Source organism: Flammeovirgaceae bacterium SG7u.111, from assembly GCA_034044135.1.
Taxonomy (GTDB): domain Bacteria; phylum Bacteroidota; class Bacteroidia; order Cytophagales; family Flammeovirgaceae.
Genome location: CP139021.1, coordinates 4,674,688 through 4,695,768 on the forward strand (window position 1 = coordinate 4,674,688; position 21,081 = coordinate 4,695,768).

Consider the following 21,081-nt stretch of genomic DNA (forward strand, 5'->3'; position numbering starts at 1 on the left):
TGGATTAAAAATTTAGTTTAGAAGTAAGGCTGTAGACTAGAAGTCAACCTGGATACCCATCATTATCTTCCTTGTTACAGGGTAGCTACCTTTGTCAATACCCCTTGTAGAAACACCATTTCCACCTACTTCAGGATCGTACCCTTCGTAGTCAGTGAAAGTGAATAAATTTTGAGCATTGGCATAAACCCTCAACCTGTCAATCTTGTTGTTGAACATGGCTTTAGGAAAGCTATAGCCTAACGAAATCGTACGAACTCTTAAGAAGCTACCTTCTTCTAAAAAGAAATCTGACCTTGAACGGAAGTTATCGTGTTCAGAGTTTTGCCTTGCAGCCATAACATCAGAATCTGAATTGGCCTCGGTCCACATGTAGTACAAGTCTTTATGCCTCTTCATACTATATGCAAACAATTTAGATCCATTAAATACTTTATTTCCATGAGAGTAGAAGAAGTGTACATTGAAATCAAATCCTTTGTAATCTGCTCCTAATTTTAAACCTGCTTCAAATTTCGGCATTCCCGAACCTTGATACACCCTATCTTCGTCATTGATCTGACCATCAGTAGCATCTGGAATGCCGTCACCGTCAGTATCTACAGTAAGTTGGTCAATGTATTTCAAATCACCTAAGCGAGCGTTTGGCATGTATTCTTTTACAGCAGCAAGCTCATCCTCCGTTTTAATAATTCCATCGGTAGGAATAAGGAAGAATGCACCCGCCTCGTAGCCTGGTCTCATGTACGTAGTGATATCTTGTTGATTAGCTCTCCAGTTACCCGGCTTACTATCAGTTAATGGAATACTCTCCAAACCAGCTAAATCAGTAATTTCATTTTGATTAGCAGTAAACACACCGGTTACGTTCCAATTCAACCCAGAACTTGACGTATGTCTATAGTTTGCCGAAAGTTCAATACCTTGGTTAACCATATTACCAATGTTCGAAACCTTAGACTTATAATCACTATTCCAGTCATTTGGAACATTTGTTCCGGTAGAGGCTGGTAGCAATACATCCAAGAGCATGTCTTTCTTGTCGTTTTTATATACATCGGCAGTAAAACTCAATTTCCCACTGAACATAGAGAGATCGACACCAATGTTTCTTGAAATATTTGATTCCCAACCAATAAGAGGGTTTGCATAACCACGCTGAATAGCGCCTGATACCAACTCGTCAGAACCTTCAGGTCCCCACACATAATCGATATTTGCATCTATGAAGCCCTCGTACAAATAATTAGGAATACCTTCGTTACCAACTTCTGCATAACTACCCCTCAGCTTCAAGCTTTCAATTGCATCTACACCTTGTAAAAATGCTTCTTCACTGATATTCCAACCAACAGAAACACCTGGGAAGGTTCCATATCGATTAGATTCTCCAAATTTAGAGGAGCCATCATGTCTGATACTTGCTGAAAATAGGTACTTGTCTTTGAAACTATATTGAACTCTTGCCAACTTACCAATCAAAACATTTGTCGTATTATAACCATTGAGCCTAGTCAATTCACTACCTCCGTTGAATACTTGAACATCGTTGCTGATAAAGTTTCTCTTTTCAGTAGTTACTTCTTTAAATTCAGTATTCTCGTATGTATAACCTGCTAGTAAAGAGACATTGTGTGAGCCAAATTTCTTCTCGTACCTCAAAACATTTTCAAGTGTTCTTTTAGTTTGATACCTAAAATCTTCCTGCAAAATTGCATCTTTGCGGCTACCTAGCTCATTAAGCGTCCCATCTTCTGCATAAACCAAATACTGTGGTCTCCAAAAGTTTCTTTGATAGTTGTACTTGTTCAGACCAAAATTCACTTGATAAGTTAATCCATCAATGATTTCGTATTTCAAGTTACCAGCAATATTGTAGCTATTTTCATCACGTACATCCGTCTGGTCAAGCAATTGAGAGAAATAACCTACATGATCTGGGTTATTGCCAGGAATGATCACCTCACTACCATTTTGTTCTAAATCTCCTAGCGGCTTACGATATGGACCTTGGAAAATTGCAAACTCGTACAAGCCCCATGGTTCCTGATCTTTTTGAGTAGCCTGAATCCCTACACTGGCAAAAGCCTCAAATTTTCCTTTTTTGAATGTGGCATTACCTCTTGTAGAAAACCTTTCATACCCAGATTGGATTAGAATACCGTCCTGATTAAAGTAGTTGGTATTTACACTAAACTTAAGGTTATCCTGACCTCCAGATAGTGTCAAGTTATGGCTTTGGATTGCAGCATTGTCGTTTACAATAGAACCTACGAAGTCGGTATTATAATCCAATGCATCCGGATTGTAGAACAAAATTGAAGAATTACCTCCTTCGGCTCTGTTTACCATTTCATCTACATACAAATGCTCTTCGGTATTCATTAGAGGAGTACCCGAAGTGATGTTCTGTATACCATAGTAAGAAGAAAAGCTTACTTTAGTTTTTCCTACTTCACCTCTTTTGGTTGTGATTAAAATCACACCGTTCGATGCTCTAGTACCATAAACAGCAGCCGCTGCTCCATCTTTCAAGATATCTACAGTTGCAATGTCTTCCGAAGCAATGTTAGGGTTTCCTTGGTAAGGAATGCCATCCACTACATAAAGCGGAGATGAAGAACCAGAGATTGATCCCAAACCTCTAATTTGGATGTTTGCCTGATCACCTGGGCGACCACTGCTTTCTGTCACACTTACGCCAGCCATCTGACCTTGAAGTGATTTGGTAAAGTCAGAGGCAACTACACGGGTCATTTCTTCAGCCTTAATAGAGGATACCGCACCTGTTACTTCCTTTTTCTTTTGAGTACCATAACCAATAACCACTACCTCTTCTAGTTGCTGGATATCTTCTTCGAGTGTAATTGTAAAAACAGTTTGCCCTTCTATTGCTACTTCTTGGGCTATAAAACCTATAAAACTAAAAACCAGAAGGTTGTTTCCATCTTCTACGTTTACACTGAACTTACCGTCAATGTCCGTAACTGTACCTTTATCTGTTCCTTTTATGATTACACTAACTCCTGGGAGGGGATCACCAGCATTATCGGTGACTGTTCCTGAGATAGGGGTTTGCGCAGCGGCAAGAAACCCAAACAAGATGAGCTGAAAAGATAGAACCCACCTTTTCCATTTTGTAGTTGCTTTTTTCATTTAATCATATTTAATGTTTAAGAAAAATCATTTGCTTATCCCGATATCGGTATCGTTACCGAAATAAGAAAGCCACTAAACTTTTAGCGTGATACAATTATGCGGCTATAACCCACCCAAGTCAAGTAACTTTACTGAACTTAAACTGAACTGAACCTTAACAATAAGTCAACAATAGCCCTTAATTGAACTTAAATAAGGTTTTTCAAAAATCAAGTCTTGACAAATCGAGAAACCATCTAACAAGTATGACCAAATGGCTTTACACAAAAAAAGCCTTGCCACATACGTGGCAAGGCTTCAAAATCTATTACAATAACATACTTTAGTATATCTATGCTTTTTTTATCATTTATTCATCTTTCAGAGACTTCACAGGGTTCGCCGTAGCCGCTTTAATTGTGTGGTAACTTACGGTGAGAAACGTGATAAGAATGGTAAGAAATGCTGAGGCAACAAAAGTTGTCCATTTGATTTCGGTTTGGTAGGCAAATGCCTGAAGCCAGTCGCTCATAAAGTACCATGAAACAGGGAAAGAAATCAAAATTGCGACCCCAATGAGGTAAATAAAATCTTTGGATATGAGCACAACGATGCTCGGCACACTCGCACCTATCACTTTCCTTATCCCAATCTCTTTGGTGCGCTGCTCAGCTGAGAATGATGCCAAGCCTAGCAAGCCCAAGCAGGCGATAAGGATCGTTAGCCCTGAAAAAGTAGTAAAGATCGTCCCTCTTCGTGCATCTTCCTCATAAGCATCGGCAAAGTTTTGGTCGAGGAAATCATATTCAAAGGGACGGGTTGGGAATACTTCGCCCCAAGCACTTTTTATCAGGTCTACCGTTTCCCTAATATCCCCTGTGTTCATCTTTATATGCACTACCCTATCGTTAGTGCCATACATCAAAATCATTGGCTCAATTTTGCTATGCAGCGATTGCTGGTGAAAATCTTTGATCACCCCTACTACTTCGGCATACTGAGGTTCTTCGTCCTCTTCTCCCCTTCCTCCTAACTGCACTTTCTTGCCCAGTGGCTCTTCCCAACTCATCCGGCGAGCCGTCTCCTCATTTATCAACACACTGTTAAGCGTATCCGCAGGATAATCTAGGGAAAAACCTCTTCCTTCCACCAGCTCCATCCCCATGGTGTTCAGGAAATTATGATCTATCCTAAAAGGTCGGAAGGCTTTTTCTTCCATTCCCGTAGCCGTTTCCACCGTAAAAATCTGCCTACCCCCTATCGAACTCGTCCGCCCCCAAGCTGTAGCAGCATTTATAATTTCCTCATTTTGGATAAGTTTATTTCTAAGCACCGAAAATTTCGCCCGCTCTTCCTGCTCCCTTGGCAGGGAAACTGTCATTACCTGCTCTTTGTCATAACCCAGGTCTTTATCTTGCATAAAACTGAGCTGATCGAACACAATCCAGGTACAAATTAGCATGAACATAGAAATAGAAAATTGCAGCACAACCAACACCTTTCTGAATAGTGCATTATTTTTTCCTGAAACCACTTTTCCTTTCAGTACCATAATGGGTTGAAATTTCGAAAGCACCAAGGCTGGGTAGCTTCCACCGAGCAATCCGGTAATAAGCGTAATGAGCAAAAGGACTATTAGCACCATTGGACTACCGAGCACTTCCATCCCAATTTGTTTTCCTGCTACATCGTTAAAAAACGGCAGCAACGACACTACCACTAGCAGGCTCAGCAACAATGCCACAAAAGACAATACAATAGACTCGGTGAGGAACTGGGCGATGAGCTGGCCTCTCCTAGACCCCATCACCTTCCTTACCCCAACTTCTTTCGCCCTACTGGCAGAACGAGCCGTAGCCAAATTCATATAATTGATGCCCGCTATCACCAGCATAAATACCGCCACTATCGCCATTATATATACATACAAGATATTGCCCCCATTTTCCCCTTCCATGTTCGAATACAAATGGATGCTAGCCAAAGGCTGCAAATCGTATTGGATATCGATATTCATCCGCTTAAAAATCTCTGCCATGTATTTCTCGTACATCTCGGGCAAGAGTGATTTGAGTTCGGCGGCTTTCTCGGGTGTGGGAATGACCAAGTAAGTGCTCAAATAAAAGCTTCCCCAGTTATCTGATGTTTTTTGGTCATCGTTGAGCGACATTAACGCGGCAAAATCGATGTGGGAGTTGCGAGGGACATCTTCCACTACCCCAGTTACCTTCAGCGAAGTATTATCTTGCATAGAAAGAATTTTCCCAACCGGGCTTTCACTCCCAAAATATTTCGCAGCCACTTCCTCTGTAAGCACAATCGAATTGGGCTCGCCTAGCGCTGTAGCGGGATCGCCTTCAATTAGCTTAAAATCAAAAACCTCAAAAATGGTAGAATCAACAGCTATCACATCCTCTTGATAGAGACGAGTATCGCCATTTTGGAATAAAACCCTCCCCATTCCAAAAAACCGCACATAATTTTCCACCAATGGGTAGTCTTCCATCAATTGCGGTCCGGTAGGCGCTTGGGTAGATCCCCAGCTAAAAGACTTATCGGGTTCGGAAATATGGGAGACTACACGATAGATTTTCTCATGGTTTCCATGGAATCGGTCGAAACTCACTTCATCGAGCACATAAAAGAAAAGCAAGGTACTCGAGGCAATTCCGATAGTAAGCCCAATCAGGTTGATCGCGCTGTAAGCCTTGTTTTTCAACAGCGAGCGGATAGCAGTTTTTAGGAGGTTTTTAAACATATTCGTAGGTTTTTCTAGTATAGAGCCAAACCTACGATTCTTGTCGTAATAATTCACACCCTTTTTTACCAACGGGGAAATGAGTGTGTAAAAGGGGCAGGAAATCGAGTTGAAACCAAAAGGCATAAAAAAAGGTCTTTAGAGACTAAAGACCTTCAAATCGGTAACCAATATTAATAATAAATAAAGGAGAGTAAAAGGGCGGATAATGGGACTCGAACCCACGACCAACGGTACCACAAACCGCTACTCTAACCAGCTGAGCTATATCCGCCGTTTTGGGAGTGCAAATCTAAATAAAGATTCTATTTTGCCAAATATTTATCTCAAAAATCTTAATCTTTTTCCTTTCACATGCTCATCGAACTCACCTTTTTCATAGACCAAGTGCCCAGAAACTATCGTATGTGTTACGCTAGAAGAGAATTCATAACCTTCAAAGGGAGACCAAGCGCATTTTTGGTAAATGTTTTCAGGTTTTACTGTATAAGGCTTTTCGGGGTCAATTAATACCAAATCGGCCCAGTAGCCTTCCCTTATATATCCCCTATCTTCTATTTGGAAACACTTTGCAGGTGCATGGCACATTTTTTCCACCACTTTTTCCATACTAATTTTACCTTGCTTATAAAACTCGACCATCAGGTTGAGGCTGTGCTGCACCAAAGGCAAGCCCGAAGGCGCATTCCAATAGTTATTGTCTTTCTCTTCTTTGGTATGAGGAGCGTGGTCTGTGGCAATAATATCCAACCTATCGTCCAACAAAGCTTCCAATAATTTTTCCTTATTAGATGCTTCTTTAATAGCAGGGTTACATTTTATAAGTGTCCCCAATCGCTCATAATCCGTCTTATCGAACCAAAGATGATGCACACAAACCTCTGCGGTAATTTTCTTTTCTTCGAGCGGAAGTTCATTGCTGAATAGCTCCAATTCCTTCGCTGTACTTATGTGCAAAATATGTAGTCGAGTTCCGTGCTTCTTAGCCAGTTCTACCGCCATAGAAGAAGATTTGTAGCAAGCCTCTACGCTACGAATATCCGGATGATAACTGATCGGCATGTCATCCCCATATTTTTCTTTATAGATAGCAGAGTTTTCCCTGATAGTCGCCTCATCCTCGCAGTGTGTGGCAATAAGCATAGTACTACGCTTGAAAAGGTTTTCCAGCACCTCTTTATCATCCACCAACATATTTCCCGTAGAAGAACCCATGAACACCTTCAGCCCACATACCCTTTTAGGGTCTGTTTTGAGCGCCTCTTCCAAATTATCGTTCGAAACCCCCATAAAAAAGGAGTAGTTCGCCAAAGAAACATCAGCCGCCCTACTGTATTTTTCTTCCAACAATTCCTGAGTTAGCGCTTGAGGAACCGTATTGGGCATTTCCATAAAAGTAGTAGTCCCACCCGCCACGGCAGCCTTTGCTTCGGTATATATTTCAGCTTTGTGGGTAAGACCCGGCTCTCTAAAATGCACTTGGTCGTCTATTACCCCCGGCATCAAAAACTTGCCGGCAGCATCTATTTCTATTTCTGCATTAACCCCTTCTAGCACTTTATCAATTTTCTCTATAAAACCATCTTTTACCAACACGTCCTTTTCTTCGATGGCACCTTCATTTACCACACGGGCATTTCTAATCAGTATGGATTTCATATTTTTTACTTTTTTTGAATGTTCAACTCCTCCAACACAATTCTTTTACACTGGATATATTAAGGGCGGAAAGGTACAAAAAAAGCCTCGGTGTTTCCACCGAGGCTTTCTCAGAATTTTATAAAAACTTAAGTATCTTTTATCTTTTTCTATACAAATAAAAACGTGAACAGACGCTGTAATACAGATGGGGTCTTATCGGTCACATTCAGTAACCCTTCTTCTCTTTTTGTACTCACCAAACTAATAAGTGCATGACCCGCCGAATCTGAAGATATAATGGAGTTAAAATCATCGAAAGTAATATTATGATACCTTCTGGTCTGTCCCTTTTTCTTTCCGCTTTTATATTTCACATCGAGCTTGAATGTCTCGTGGTCATAAATCATATACTCAACCAGACTCGAATTCGGAATAAACTTTTCTTTTAAAATCTGCCTCATCTATTCAATCATTTTCTTTTTCTGTAAGCTAGTAGAATCATTGTCAAAAACATGCCAATGTATTTTTGGTTTTTTAGCCAAATAGTCAAAAACTTACACATTAACACTTATTAAAAGTAATGGAAGTAGATTGTTAAGGATCAAGATTGGATTTATGTAGTAAATATACTTAGTAAACGTACAAAAAAACACTTATTATTTGGAAGGTTAATATTTTACTAAATGTACGATAGATTAAGACATTCCGTATAAAAAACACCCTTCCAATAGTTTGTTTTTCGACGAAAAGGCAAAATAAAAGTATAAAATAGCAAATATCTCCAGCCTCTTCTTTTCGATACGAATACCCACCATTTCCGCTAAAAATCTCAACCAAACCTTCTATCTTTAAGCCCAAATTTGGATAATGCAACAGAACAAAAATGACAGATAAAGAAGCGATCAAAGAGGAAATCCTTTCCTTGTCCAAGAAAATTGACCATTATAATACTCAATACTATCAAAACGATACATCGGAGATCTCCGATTACGACTTCGACATGCTGATCCAACGCCTTGTTGAGTTAGAGGAAAAGCACCCTGAGTACCGCTTGGCGGACTCTCCTACCCTACGTGTGGGCGGTGCCATTACCAAGAATTTTCCCACAGTGAGACATAAGTACCGCATGCTTTCCCTTGGGAATACTTACAGCGCAGAAGACCTGGACGATTTTCACAACCGAATTGTGAAATCCATTGGAGATAGCTTTGAATATATCTGTGAATTGAAATTTGACGGAGTAGCCATCAGTTTGTGGTACGAAAACGGGATTTTGACTAAAGCGGTGACCCGTGGAGACGGAGTGCAAGGCGATGATGTCACGCCCAATGCACGCACCATCCAAACGATTCCATTAGTAGTAAAAGGCGAAAATATTCCTGAGTTTTTCGAAGTACGAGGAGAAGTTTTCATGACCAAAGGGGCTTTCCAAAAAATAAACGAAGGCATTGCCGAAGAAAATAAAGAACGAGAAGTTGCGGGTAAAAAGCCACTAAAACTACTTGCCAACCCTAGAAATGCAGCCTCTGGCACGCTCAAGATGCAGGACTCGAGTGTAGTTGCTAAGCGAAAACTGGCTTGCTTTTGCTATTCCCTTATGGGTGACAGCTTGCCTTACGAAGGCCATGGCGATGCACTCAAACAACTAGAAAAATGGGGCTTCAACGTTTCTGACTCTTACCGCAGGTGCAAAACCCTCGACGAGGTAAAAGCTTTCATAGCCGAATGGGAAGAAAAACGCTTGGACTTCCCTGTAGAAACCGATGGAATTGTAATAAAAGTGGATAGTTTCCACCAACAAGAGGAATTAGGTTTTACGGCAAAAAGCCCACGCTGGGCCATCGCTTATAAATATAAAGCTGAAAGCGCTTCCACCACGCTCAACGAAGTTACCTACCAAGTGGGTCGTACGGGGGCGGTTACCCCTGTTGCCAACCTCCAACCAGTTTTCTTGGCCGGAACGACCGTGAAACGAGCCAGTTTGCACAATGCTAACGAAGTAGACCGGTTGGATTTGCACTTAGGCGATATGGTTTACATAGAAAAAGGAGGCGAAATTATCCCGAAAATAACAGGGGTAAATAAAACCAAGCGACCTCTAAATGCAGAAAAAGTCTTATTTATCCATGAGTGCCCTGCTTGCGGAACTCCTTTGGAACAAAAAGAAGGAGAAGCGGCGCATTACTGCCCAAATATCCTTTCTTGCCCACCTCAGGTCAGGGGCAGAGTAGAACATTTTATCCAACGAAAAGCGATGGATGTAGATTCAATTGGCCCTGAAACAATCGACCAACTATTTTCCACGGGCTTGATTGCAGAACCCGCCGACCTCTACAGCCTAAACAAAGAACAATTGATAAGTACCTTGGAACGCTTCAAGGAAAAATCAGCTGAAAAACTGCTGGAAGGAGTTGAAAAATCTAAAACCATAGCATTTCCACGTGTACTTTTTGGGCTGGGCATCCGCTATGTGGGAGCTACCGTGGCGGAAAAATTAGCCATGGCTTTTGGTTCTATAGACAAATTAGCCGCAGCTAGCTTTGAAGAGCTCATTGCCGTAGATGAAATTGGAGACAGGATAGCCGAAAGTGTGATTGAGTACTTTGGAGAAGAAAGAAACTTAACACATGTAGAAAAACTTAAGCAGGCTGGTGTTCAGCTAGAAATGCAAGCTGGGGCTGTGGTAGAAGTCACCTCCGACGCCTTGGCAGGAAAGTCTTTTGTGGTTTCTGGAGTTTTTGCCGAATTCAGCCGCGATGAACTCAAAGATACCATCAAGCAGTTTGGAGGAAAAGTTGTATCAGGAGTTTCCTCAAAAGTTGATTTCTTGGTAGCGGGTGACAAAATGGGACCAGCCAAACTTGAAAAAGCGGAAAAACTTGGAGTTCAAATCATTTCTGAAGAGGAGTTCAAAAAAATGGTTTCTGAATAAGAAGCTGTTTCTATGTAAAAATGATTTTTGTGTTTTTTACATGAAAGCCGAACGCCAGCACATCGTTTTCCGTTCAAAATGATTGATGGGACGTGAGAAGTTGGATAATACCATTCTTTTTTACCTTAACAACAGAAAAAAATGATAGAGTGGGTAACAGTCATCACCTTGGTTCTTTTTGGACTGGTGCTGCTTATTTTAGAATTGATTTTTATTCCCGGCACTACCGTTATTGGTTTTGTAGGATTGGTCAGTGGAGGTTATGGCGTTTACCTTGGCTACGATTATTTTGGAACGACAACCGGCACTATGATTTTAGCAGGAAGCATTGCTATTTCCATGGTCGGTTTTTATTTTAGTTTCAAATCAGGAACATGGCACAAGTTCGCCCTCAATCAAGTAATTTCCTCTCGGGTAAACGAAGACAGTGAGCCAGTGATTATTGGGGACGAAGGCAAAGCTATTTCTGCTTTGAGGCCCTTTGGGTCAGCGGATTTCGGGACTATTACCAAAGAAGTAAGAACCATTGGCGATTATGTAGACAAAGGTGCGAAAATAAAAGTGATACAGGTAAATGGCCCAAACATCATTGTAGAACCTGTAAAATAACACAAGAGGCTGCACTTATCAGCCTCTTGTGAAAAACGTTATCAACCCCATGCAACCACATGGGGTTTTTCATGCTTATTATTTTGACATTGCCAAGCGAAACCCTAGCCCGTTGAAACCTGCGCTTGGTGGATAAGAGCTCCTATCAGTTGTCCTACAACTCTCCGCACTGTTTGTCCAGTTTCCTCCACGGCAAATCCGCTTCACTCCCGTAGAAGGACCTTTCGGGTTGCTACTATCCTTACTTCTTGCATAAAAATCTGTAGCATACCAGTCGTTACACCATTCCCACACATTTCCGCTCATATCGTAAACCCCCAAGGCATTAGGTTGCTTTGTCCCCACTGGCTGCGTTTTCCCTGCAGAATTTACTTTATACCAACCCATGTTTTTCAAAGTATTACCTCCCGAATACGTATGGTCTTTTCCTCCCGACCTTGCCGCAAACTCCCATTCTGCTTCGGTAGGAAGTCTATACTTCTTTCCTGAAGTGCTCGCCATCCACTTCGCATAAGCAGTTGCTCCCATCCACGTAACCGAAATCACGGGGCAACGTGGGTCATTTGCAAAAGCACTTCCCTTAAAATAAAAACCATTGTTATATCCTATTGCACAGCCCTCGTCTTGAATATCCAAGAGCTCTTCTCCATTATAAATACCATTTGCCCCACAACCCACGGCATTCAAAAAATTGATAAATTCAGCATGGGTAACTTCGTGTTTGGCTATGTAAAAATCAGAGACTTTTACATTATGGACAGGGCGCTCATTTTTACCGCCCAAATTGCTCCCCATCAGAAAACTCCCACCCTTTACAAAAACCATATTGGGAATTAGGTCGGCTGGCGCAGGAGTTGGCACAAATACTTGCTTGACACCCTTAGCCACTAGCTCCAATGTTTTGCTTGGCTCAATAATCATCACTTCTGACCAATTACCTAATTTTATGTCATATTTCCCGGGCTGTAACTCAAACTGCAATACCTCGTGCTTTTTCACCTTGCCCATATTTTGTTTGCCTATCCACAAGTCCCCGTCTATATTGCTTGTCAACTTCACCTTTCCTTTCAGCTGCGTTCGTGTGATCACCACATCGTTCAGTGAATTATTAGTATTTACCACTGGCTGTTGCTGGCCTTTTCTGGTAAAATAAAAATCGCCTGTAAGCTTGCTCCATTCCTGCGGAACTTGCGTACCACCCGTCGCATTTCTCACTCCTATTCGGGTCAGTTTAAACATTTGCTCAATAGAAACAGGTTTTTTCATGTTTTTTACCAACTCAGCAGTATAAGGACCATTTGAACTTTGCCCATCTGCTGCTACGGCTCCAGCACTGGTGGCAAAAGCGATGATAGTCCCACTGGTAGGATCAATCACCTTGAAGCCCCTGTCCCCACCTCTGGACCAAGAACGGAAAGGATCATTTCGGCAAGCATCCAATATCACAATGTTTATTTTGTCATTGTTTTGGTCGAACTTCCTTGCCAGCTTACTCATGGAAATAGCCTCGAAGTCCACCATGTTCTTGTCTTGTAATTTTGCATCTACGGGAATGAGATAATTTTCCCCTCCAACCTGAATTCCATGGCCTGCATAATACAATAAAACCACATCGTAATCAGGAATTTTATTAAGAAAGGTAGAAATAGCATAAGCCATTTCCGAAAGAGAAGCATCCGTCCTTTTGATCACATCAAAATCAAGGTCTTCCAAGGTGGAAGCCATCAAATTTGCATCGTTTACAGGATTTTTGAGGGCTTTCCCTCCAGGATAATCAGCATTTCCCATCACCAAGGCTAAGCGGCGCTCATTGGACTGGGCAATTAGCAGGCTTGCACAAAGCAATGTTACAACCGTAAGTAAATACCGTTTCATAGTTTCATGTTAATTAGAGAGTTACTTGACACAAGTACAAAAATAAGGCTTCCCAACTGTCGGTCAAGCTTTATTTCACCTCGTATCTTAAAGTTAATTTATCTTTCATTTTCCCTTTAGCAAATGCTCAAAAAGGAAATCATTATTGGGTAGTAAGTAAAAAAGAAGAGTTTGTATGCTTTATATATTTACAACCTCAAAAGTAAAAGCATTTGTTCTTTTTTTAAGGACGACATTTCAATTTTAAAGTTGGTTTTTTTTTCAATTTCCTGACAAAAGCCTGTCCCTATGCAAAGCCCTTGTCATATGCACATAAAAATCTTTGTAGTAGATTTGGCAAAACGTCAAACACTATTTGCTAATATGTATTCAGAAAACGACTTAGATTTAGGCAAAAAACCACTTCAATTTATAAAAAACATCACGTTCTCCCACACAGCTTGGGGCTTAGATTCCCCTCGTGGATTTGCCTCTATTGACACTGGCAATGGAATAGAAACACTTTGTTTTTGGTCGGAGAAAGAAAAGGCGGAGCAAAGCGCCATTGGAGACTGGGAAGGCTATAGGCTCACCGAAATAGAAATGGGCGAACTGTTGGAAAACTGGCTAGTAGGTTTGGGGAAGCACCACGGCTTGGCTTGCATAGATTGGGAAAAAGACGAAAACCTTGAAATAGTAAGTCCATTCGGCATCATCATCCATCTTATAGACTTTTACAAATCATCCGATTACGAGTTCGATTTCACCATGTTCAATGGGCTGGAAGATATAGAATATGCCGTGAAAGACATTTTGGGAATGGACTATTAGAAGCTGCAAACTAAGTATGCCTACCCTATACCGACCATTGCAGCTATTTTTTTAGTCTGCTGTTGGTTACTGATCGTATGTTTCTAGCTACTGGGGGCTAAAAGGAAAGACCTTAGCTAAAAAAACAAGAAATAAATACCTAATACGATGGCTACAATTACCATAAAAACAAGCAAAAAAATAGCGGGACTCCGTTTTTCCCTCATCTTCGCTACTTTAGGCTGAGCCCTTCGCAACTCCCATTCGTATGATTTCTCCACTTTTTCCTCTAGCTGAAAAATCTGGAACTCATCAGGATTGTTTCGTTTTAGCAACTGGAGCTCGTGCCTGATCTTGGAGAGTTCAAAGGAGTCTTTCGCCAGCAAAAGCCGCTGGTTTAGCTCACTTATTTTCTTCTGTTGCAACTTACTGTCTTCGCCCTCATCTCCCTCTTCTATTTTCTTTAAAAGGCTCAAAAGCGAATGGTTGATCTGATTAAATGCCTAATCGGTATTTTCCAAGCCCAAGCCTGCATCTCTCACTTTCTTTTTGTACAACGCACTTATTTTTATCGCTTCCTCATACTCGAAATACAACGTTTCATTTTCCTTCAAAAGGGAAATAAGCACATCTATTGCCCGCTCAGTTTTCCCACCAGCAAGCAACTTACGCACTTCGGTTATGTTTAAATTTCTTTCAGGTATGTACGAATGATAAAACTATTACTTAAAAATAGATTTTTAGATTGGAAACACTCAACCTTACCACTAATTTATAATTAAGGACATGCATCAATTCACCTGAACCAACTACACTCCATACTCTTGTGCTATTTCCCCCAATCCATCGAAAAACCACCATCAGACCCTCTTATGTATGGTTTTTACAAGTTCTTGGTCATTTTTTTTTGCTTTGTCTAGAAGATTTTTTCGACCATTGTAGGTACATCATTTCAACATAACCACCACCTTAATTATCAATGATTCATGAAACTTCCTTACCTTACTTTTGTCCTGTTTTTTGTATCTACCCTATTTATTAGCAGTTGCTCTAACCCCACAGGTTCGGCTTCTTCCAACCAAAGAATTGTTCTTGATTTCAATGAACAATGGAAGTTTTTAAAGGACACTGCCAACCATCAAGCTTGGCAAGAAATCCAACTTCCGCATTCTATGAAAATAGAACCCTTAGTGGTAAATGACATGTGGCAAGGAACGGCTTGGTACAAAAAATCTTTCAAGCTCGGTCCTCAAAAAGGGAAAAAAGCATTTCTCTACTTTGAAGGAGTAATGCATGAAGCAAATATTTATCTGAACGGGGTAAAAATAGCCAATCATAAAGGCGGTTTTTTACCTTTTTCGATTGATCTCACCAACCAACTGGCAGAAGGAAAGGATAATGAGATTTTGGTGAAGGTGAACAATGAAGACAATCCCATGATACCTCCTGGGAAAGCCATCAACACACTTGATTTTAGCTACTATGGAGGTATTTACAGAGATGTCCAATTACTCCTGAAAAACGATGTATATATCACCGATGCAGTTCATGCAAACAAGGCTAACAGTGGTGGCGTATTGATTCATTTTACGGAAATAAGCCCCGAAATAGCGAAGGGAATAGTGAAAATTCATGTTAAAAACGAATCGGACAAGCCTAAAAGAGTTCAGTTCAAGGCTTCAATCGGTTCTAGCAGCATCAACTCTAATAAGGTGACAATTTACGCAAATAGTGACACTACGCTAGAACAAACCATCGAAATTGCCAAGCCTAAACTCTGGTCGCCTCAAGCTCCTGAGCTGTACAATGCGACTATCAACTTATTGGTAGATGGAGAAATAAACGACCACGTAGAGACAAGAACCGGCATTAGAAAAATAGAATTGGCAGAAGATGGTTTTCGCCTCAACGGGGAAAAGATTTTCATAAGAGGGACAAACCGCCATCAAGAATATCCTTATGTAGGTTATGCCATTTCGGACAGTGCCCAATACAGAGATGCAGTGAAGATCAAAAATGCAGGGTTTGACCTAGTAAGGCTTTCCCACTACCCGCAAGACGAAGCGTTTCTGGCTGCCTGCGATGAGCTAGGTATCATTGTAATGAACTGTATTTCAGGCTGGCAGTTCATTGGCAACGAAGAATTTGTAAAAAACTCTCACCAAGAAATCAGAGATTTGGCAAGAAGAGACCGGAACCATCCTAGTGTTTTCTTCTGGGAAATTTCTCTCAACGAGTCGGGCATGGACGATGCTTATATGACAAGGGCTAATGAAATCCTCGATGAGGAACTTCCCTACAAAGACATCTTTAGCGTGGCCTGGATCGACCATCCTTCTTACGATTTGTTCATTCCCGCAAGGCAACATGGCAAAGCTCCTGATTATTGGAATTTTTATAAAGAAGGAAAAAGAAAAGTATTCATTGCAGAATATGGGGATTGGGAATATTATGCCCAAAACGCTGGGTTTAACCAAACCGCCTTTGCCGACCTGAGCGAAGCAGAGCGAACTAGCCGCCAGCTGAGAGGAGATGGCGAAACCAGACTGTTGCAGCAAGCGATGAACTTTCAAGAAGCGACAAATTCCAACCGAAAAGGAGAAGGAACAATTGGCCATGCCAACTGGGTAATGTTCGATTATAACCGTGGTTATGCCGACGATTTGGAGGCTTCGGGAATCAGCGATATTTTCCGTATACCCAAATTCGCTTACCATTTCTACCAAAGCCAACGCCCAAGTAGCGAAACCTATTCGCACCCTGGCATTACAGCCGGACCGATGGTCAAAATTGCCAGCTACTGGACCAAAAACTCACCTAAAAAAATCCGGGTATATAGCAACACAGAGGAAGTTGCCCTTTCACTCAATGGAAAACTAATTGCCAAACAGAAAAGCACATTAGACAAATACAGCAGCCACCTCGGCTATCCTTATTTCGTGTTTGAAATCCCAGCTTTTGACGCAGGAGAATTGAAGGCAGAAGGCTTTGTGTCTGGAAAAAAAGTCTGCGAAGACCTTGTGAAAAGCCCAAAAACGGCTAAAGCCATTCAACTGGAAATAGATCTATCTGGCGTTTCCCTAGCCCCAAACAGTGCCGATGTAGCTTTTATCTATGCCAAAGTGGTAGATGAAAACGGAACGATAATCCCTACTGCGCAACATACTATTAAATTCAACATCAGCAGCAACGAAGCCCAGCTGATTGGGGAAAATCCTTTTACAGCTGAAGCAGGAATTGCTTCCATCCTATTGAGAACAAGCTCTTTTACAAAAGAAATTACGATTACCGCTGAAGCGGAAGGTTTGGTAAAAAGTAGTCTAACTATTCCTATCCAAGGCGGGAAATAACAGAATTAAAAAACACCAGCTATTAATAAGAGTATCTTCACCAAAGAAGCCCTACCAAATTAGTAGGGCTTCTGAATTACGTAACATATCACCATGAATTTTGCATAAAAAACCTCTATTCCAACCGAATACTTTGGATCTGTACTCCGGACCTGTCATCACCAATTGCCTGAGAGGTATCAATAGAGATCTGCAAGGTTTCGACCTTTGAAATATCAAAAGTTGCGTCTTCCCTTCCCGACTCAAAATAATAAGGCAGAAAATCTGGATATGGTCGCGGCAAGGTCACCAACTTGCTTTCTATCAACTCGGAAAGCTTTACTCGGTAATCTCCCTTGCTAGGGTGCAAACAAACCATCCCTCCAAATATTTCTGCCTCACTGGTAATCAGGGATACTTTTACCCAAGCCGTATCGGTTTTAACTGAGTTTCCATGAACCACAATTTCCTTGTAACTTGTAAGTTCTGTCTCTCTTGCTGAAACCTTCTTTCCAAAATGGTAGCGTAGCGAATAGTCAGGCTGAGGATTATCCTCTGGCTTAAAAAGTTCATCATAAGTCAGGTTCAACATTGCTTTTGTAGGATCTGCTGTAGGCAAAAATTTCACACCTGGCATCCATTGCATATTCAACTCTTCAAAATCGGTGAGCGCATTAAACAAGTAAAGTGCCGAGCCAACTGGCACCACACTCACTTTATATGAGTTTTGCCATTCAAAATCCCAATCGGATGGGCTGCCTGCCTTGCCTCCTGGGTAGGTCACTTCGCCAGTTTCCTCAGTCACCACAATATAATAGTGAAGAAAGCCACTTTTTACTGCTTCCTTGGGAAGTTGAACTTCGTAATCGTAACCTGAAACACGGGTCATTTTATAGGACTTAGGCCTCCAAGTCCCAATCTTTACCTCTACACTTTGCGGCAAGCTAGCACTTACCACTTTGGCTTTGATTGTATAAACCTCATTCTCATTTATTTGACTTGGAGGGCTATGTAGCATATATTCTTTACCCAAGGTTGATTTTGGTGCAATAAATTCCCCAAGTTCAAAATTCTTGAATCTTTCTTCGGCTTTCCTATTGTATTCCTTCCCTTTTTGCGAAAGTAAATACGTACCCGGCTGCACTTCAAAAGAAGAATTTGCCGATTCAGCGGAAAAAGTATTGCCTTCATTTATCCCTTTGATAGAAAAACCCTTGCCCAAATCTGGCAAGTTCACCGACATGTTCCATTTGCGCCAATTGATCACAGCCAACGTCCTGTCCAAGCTGTTTTTCCCAAAAAGGTTATCCACCCAAATAGCATCGGGCAACACTTCCAGTCTCCATAAGCCATCCTCCAGTTTATCGAGGAAATAAGCTCCTTGGCCTTCGTACTGCACCAGTGAGGAATTTCCAAAGCCTGCTATTTCTTCCAACTCCTCTATACCTGAAGGCTTGGTTTTGGTTGAGTTGGTATAAAAGAACTTTCCGTCTCCAAGGTATTCAGCCAAATCTTGCTGATAACTCACAGAAAACCCATCGAAAGAAGCATTTTGAGGATACGAACCAAAGTCTTTGTAGAGCGGGATTTTATGAAAAACCTCCGAGGAAATTTTCAAGGCCAACGCCTTTTGTGGAGCATAGACCAAGTTCATGTAATGTGTATCGTATTCCGTATTGGCATAAGCCAAAAAAGTAGGGTCGTAAGAAAAATGCGTTGCCCATTGGATACCCGCCGTCCTGAAACTCCGAGCCATGGCTGGGTAAATATACGAGCGGCCAACATCGGCAGCATCAAATTCATAGACAACTTTGGCTTTTTTCCTAAAGCCTTTGTACCCCTTAAAAGGAACATCATAGTTATCTACATTAGGCAACAAATTCCCTCCTAGCTCTTCTTTTGAACCTAGTCCTGTTGGATACCACTGAAAAGTCCCTCCGTCGATGCCCGCTTTGTAATAGGCATCTGCCAAGTGAATACTATGGCTCACATTATAAAAAACAGGCTTTTTGCAACCCGTCCTTTTCATAGACTTCACCATTTTGCCCACATAGGCTGTCACTTCTTCTGCTTCCTCTCCATGATGGGGCTCATTACTTATCTCAAAAGCAACAATGTTCGGGTCATTTTTATAGGCTATTCTTGTATAAGGATTTATGTGGTTCAAAAACTGAAAAAGATAGTTTTCCTGAGCTTTAATGGCAGCCTCATTAGTAAGGCAATCAGCTTTGCCATATTTGTGGGAAAACCCTGGCGTGTCTTCGTCAGGTTCTGGCCAACCATTTCCCCAAAAAGCAATGGGCGTGATCAAAGACTTGATGCCTCTTTCATTGAGTTTGAACAACAAATAATCGAATAATTCTAAATGCTCATTCGCAAGTAGATTACCCACAGAATCACTGATTTCGGTATCCCACACATGGACACGAAAAGCATCGAACCCAAGGCGGGCAAAATGGTAAACATCATTGTCTATCGCCTTCTTGGGGTCGACACCCAGCTTTTGCGCCGAACGATAAGCGTGGGCAAAAGGCACGGTATAGTTCACCCCAAAACCATGGACTTCCGAACCGTCTGGCCAAAGCATAACACCTTGGTTATTAACAGTCACCGGTTTATCTTGGGCATAAGCCGCCAAGCCACATACCACAAAAATGAATAGTGTAATTGTCTTTTTCATAATCATATTTTAAAAGCGGTATTTAGCAAAACTGAATACCTGTAAGAAATCAGAATAGAGAAGGTTGCTCTTAATCGTCTAGCCCATAGTCTAAATCCATAAAGTCAAAACCCTGATTGGCATTTCCTTTATAATCGTAAAAAGCATTGTTTTCCCAAGAAGAACCCGTTCCCCATCTATCTTTCAGCTGGGAAGTGACCCATGCCGGCTCCCAATAAATCACTCCGATACCTCCGCCATCTACTACACTTTGCGTAATATCTTTCATGATATTCTTGTGCCCTTCTAGGGTAAATGGATAGCCTGAGACCATTCCGCTCCCGCCAAACAAGTTGTTATAGCTATCATTTCCTTCGGTGATCCAGGGGTAGGCTACTTCTAAAATCATTACATCTTTATTGAAAGTAGATTTGAAACCAGCAATGGTCGATTTCAGTTGGGGCAAGCTTACTTGGGTATGCCAAATTGGGTAATAAGAAAACCCGATGATATCAAAATCCGAAACAACGTTATTCTTGGTGATGTTATCAAACCACCACTTTACGTTTTTTGGGTCGGCGACGTGGAGGATGACTTTGGGCTCAATATCAGACGTTTCGGCAACTTTTCTAATAGCAGCAATAGCACTGTTCACTACTTGCTGCATATTACTCCAACCATCATCGCACACATTGCAAGATGGAAAAGCAGCAGGCGCATTGGAAAACAACATGCCGCAATTGGTCTCATTTCCCACTTGAATCATTTCAGGCATCAAGCCCTTTTCTTCCAAGTAGCTTAGTGTATTGAAGGTATATTGATAAACCGAATCTGCTAATACGGAAATGTTTGTTATATCCATCCAAGCCGCAGGAATTTTTTGATTTTCAGGATCTGCCCAATCGTCGGAGTAATGGAAATCCAACAATACCTCCATTCCTTGGGCTTTAGCCAAACGAATAGATTTTTCCACATCCAAAAGATCGTTGTACAACTGTGTCCCCGACCCTCCATAAACTTCTTTGGTCCACGCAGGGTTATGCCATAACCTGAACCTTGCCAAATTAGCACCCTTCTTCCCGAACGTGGTATATGGATCTTCCGCCACACCTTCATTGAGGTAAACCCCTCCTTTATCTAAGATTTGATTGACATAGGATAAATCTGCTCCAAAGTAAAATGTTGATGTTTCAGTAGGTTCTTCAGGCAGATCAATAGGCTCCGGATCATCAGTCCCACTACAATTCACAAAAAACACCAAAAAGATCGCAGATAAAATGAAGTTGTTTTTTTTAAGTAAAGCCATCTATCTTATATTTTTCTTTCAATAAATAAACAAAAAAAAATGACC

At 41.3% G+C, this 21,081-nt stretch carries 13 protein-coding genes and 1 tRNA gene; 4 read left to right on the forward strand and 10 right to left on the reverse strand.

Annotation, left to right across the window (positions count from 1 at the left end):
• Positions 1-36: 36 nt before the first annotated feature.
• The 5 genes from R9C00_18350 to R9C00_18370 all read right to left on the reverse strand — a co-directional run bounded on the left by R9C00_18350 (position 37) and on the right by R9C00_18370 (position 7,998).
• Positions 37-3,156, reverse strand: a complete 3,120-nt coding sequence (locus R9C00_18350) for a TonB-dependent receptor (protein WPO33667.1) — start codon at positions 3,154-3,156, stop codon at positions 37-39.
• Positions 3,157-3,508: 352 nt separating this feature from the next.
• On the reverse strand, positions 3,509-5,896 hold the full coding sequence (locus R9C00_18355) for an ABC transporter permease (protein WPO33668.1): 2,388 nt from the start codon (positions 5,894-5,896) through the stop codon (positions 3,509-3,511).
• Between the two features lie 200 nt (positions 5,897-6,096).
• A tRNA-His gene (locus R9C00_18360) sits at positions 6,097-6,170 on the reverse strand.
• 47 nt (positions 6,171-6,217) lie between these two features.
• Positions 6,218-7,555, reverse strand: a complete 1,338-nt coding sequence (locus R9C00_18365) for a dihydroorotase (protein ID WPO33669.1) — start codon at positions 7,553-7,555, stop codon at positions 6,218-6,220.
• A 149-nt stretch (positions 7,556-7,704) separates the two neighbouring features.
• Positions 7,705-7,998 carry a KTSC domain-containing protein gene (locus R9C00_18370; GenBank protein ID WPO33670.1) on the reverse strand — a complete coding sequence of 98 codons (294 nt, stop codon included), beginning with the start codon at positions 7,996-7,998 and terminating at the stop codon, positions 7,705-7,707.
• Positions 7,999-8,420: 422 nt separating this feature from the next.
• On the opposite strand from R9C00_18370, the gene ligA reads away from it, so the two are divergent.
• Together ligA and R9C00_18380 are read left to right on the forward strand one after the other, a co-directional pair.
• A complete protein-coding gene (gene ligA, locus R9C00_18375) occupies positions 8,421-10,469 on the forward strand; it encodes an NAD-dependent DNA ligase LigA (GenBank protein ID WPO33671.1) in 2,049 nt (682 codons plus the stop codon).
• A 141-nt stretch (positions 10,470-10,610) separates the two neighbouring features.
• The gene (locus R9C00_18380) at positions 10,611-11,078 is read left to right on the forward strand and encodes an NfeD family protein (GenBank protein ID WPO33672.1); all 468 of its coding nucleotides are present in this window, start codon (positions 10,611-10,613) and stop codon (positions 11,076-11,078) included.
• 78 nt (positions 11,079-11,156) lie between these two features.
• Here the strand turns inward: R9C00_18380 and R9C00_18385 are convergent, their stop codons facing one another.
• A complete protein-coding gene (locus tag R9C00_18385) occupies positions 11,157-12,953 on the reverse strand; it encodes an SUMF1/EgtB/PvdO family nonheme iron enzyme (protein WPO33673.1) in 1,797 nt (598 codons plus the stop codon).
• Positions 12,954-13,259: 306 nt separating this feature from the next.
• Between R9C00_18385 and R9C00_18390 the strand changes: the two genes are divergently transcribed.
• Positions 13,260-13,763, forward strand: coding sequence for a DUF2750 domain-containing protein (locus tag R9C00_18390; GenBank protein WPO33674.1), 504 nt, complete (start codon positions 13,260-13,262; stop codon positions 13,761-13,763).
• A gap of 116 nt (positions 13,764-13,879) precedes the next feature.
• Here the strand turns inward: R9C00_18390 and R9C00_18395 are convergent, their stop codons facing one another.
• Together R9C00_18395 and R9C00_18400 are read right to left on the reverse strand one after the other, a co-directional pair.
• The gene (locus R9C00_18395; protein WPO33675.1) at positions 13,880-14,218 is read right to left on the reverse strand and encodes a hypothetical protein; all 339 of its coding nucleotides are present in this window, start codon (positions 14,216-14,218) and stop codon (positions 13,880-13,882) included.
• Positions 14,219-14,245: 27 nt separating this feature from the next.
• Positions 14,246-14,416 carry a hypothetical protein gene (locus R9C00_18400; GenBank protein ID WPO33676.1) on the reverse strand — a complete coding sequence of 57 codons (171 nt, stop codon included), beginning with the start codon at positions 14,414-14,416 and terminating at the stop codon, positions 14,246-14,248.
• Positions 14,417-14,728: 312 nt separating this feature from the next.
• Here R9C00_18400 and R9C00_18405 point away from each other — a divergent pair, with 312 nt between their 5' ends.
• Positions 14,729-17,092 (forward strand): glycoside hydrolase family 2 TIM barrel-domain containing protein, encoded by a 2,364-nt coding sequence (locus R9C00_18405; GenBank protein ID WPO33677.1) that lies wholly within the window; start codon positions 14,729-14,731, stop codon positions 17,090-17,092.
• A 115-nt stretch (positions 17,093-17,207) separates the two neighbouring features.
• Here the strand turns inward: R9C00_18405 and R9C00_18410 are convergent, their stop codons facing one another.
• Complete coding sequence (locus tag R9C00_18410; GenBank protein ID WPO33678.1) at positions 17,208-19,751, reverse strand: membrane or secreted protein; 2,544 nt, start codon at positions 19,749-19,751, stop codon at positions 17,208-17,210.
• 70 nt (positions 19,752-19,821) lie between these two features.
• Positions 19,822-21,036, reverse strand: coding sequence for a glycosyl hydrolase 53 family protein (locus R9C00_18415; protein WPO33679.1), 1,215 nt, complete (start codon positions 21,034-21,036; stop codon positions 19,822-19,824).
• Positions 21,037-21,081: the final 45 nt, after the last annotated feature.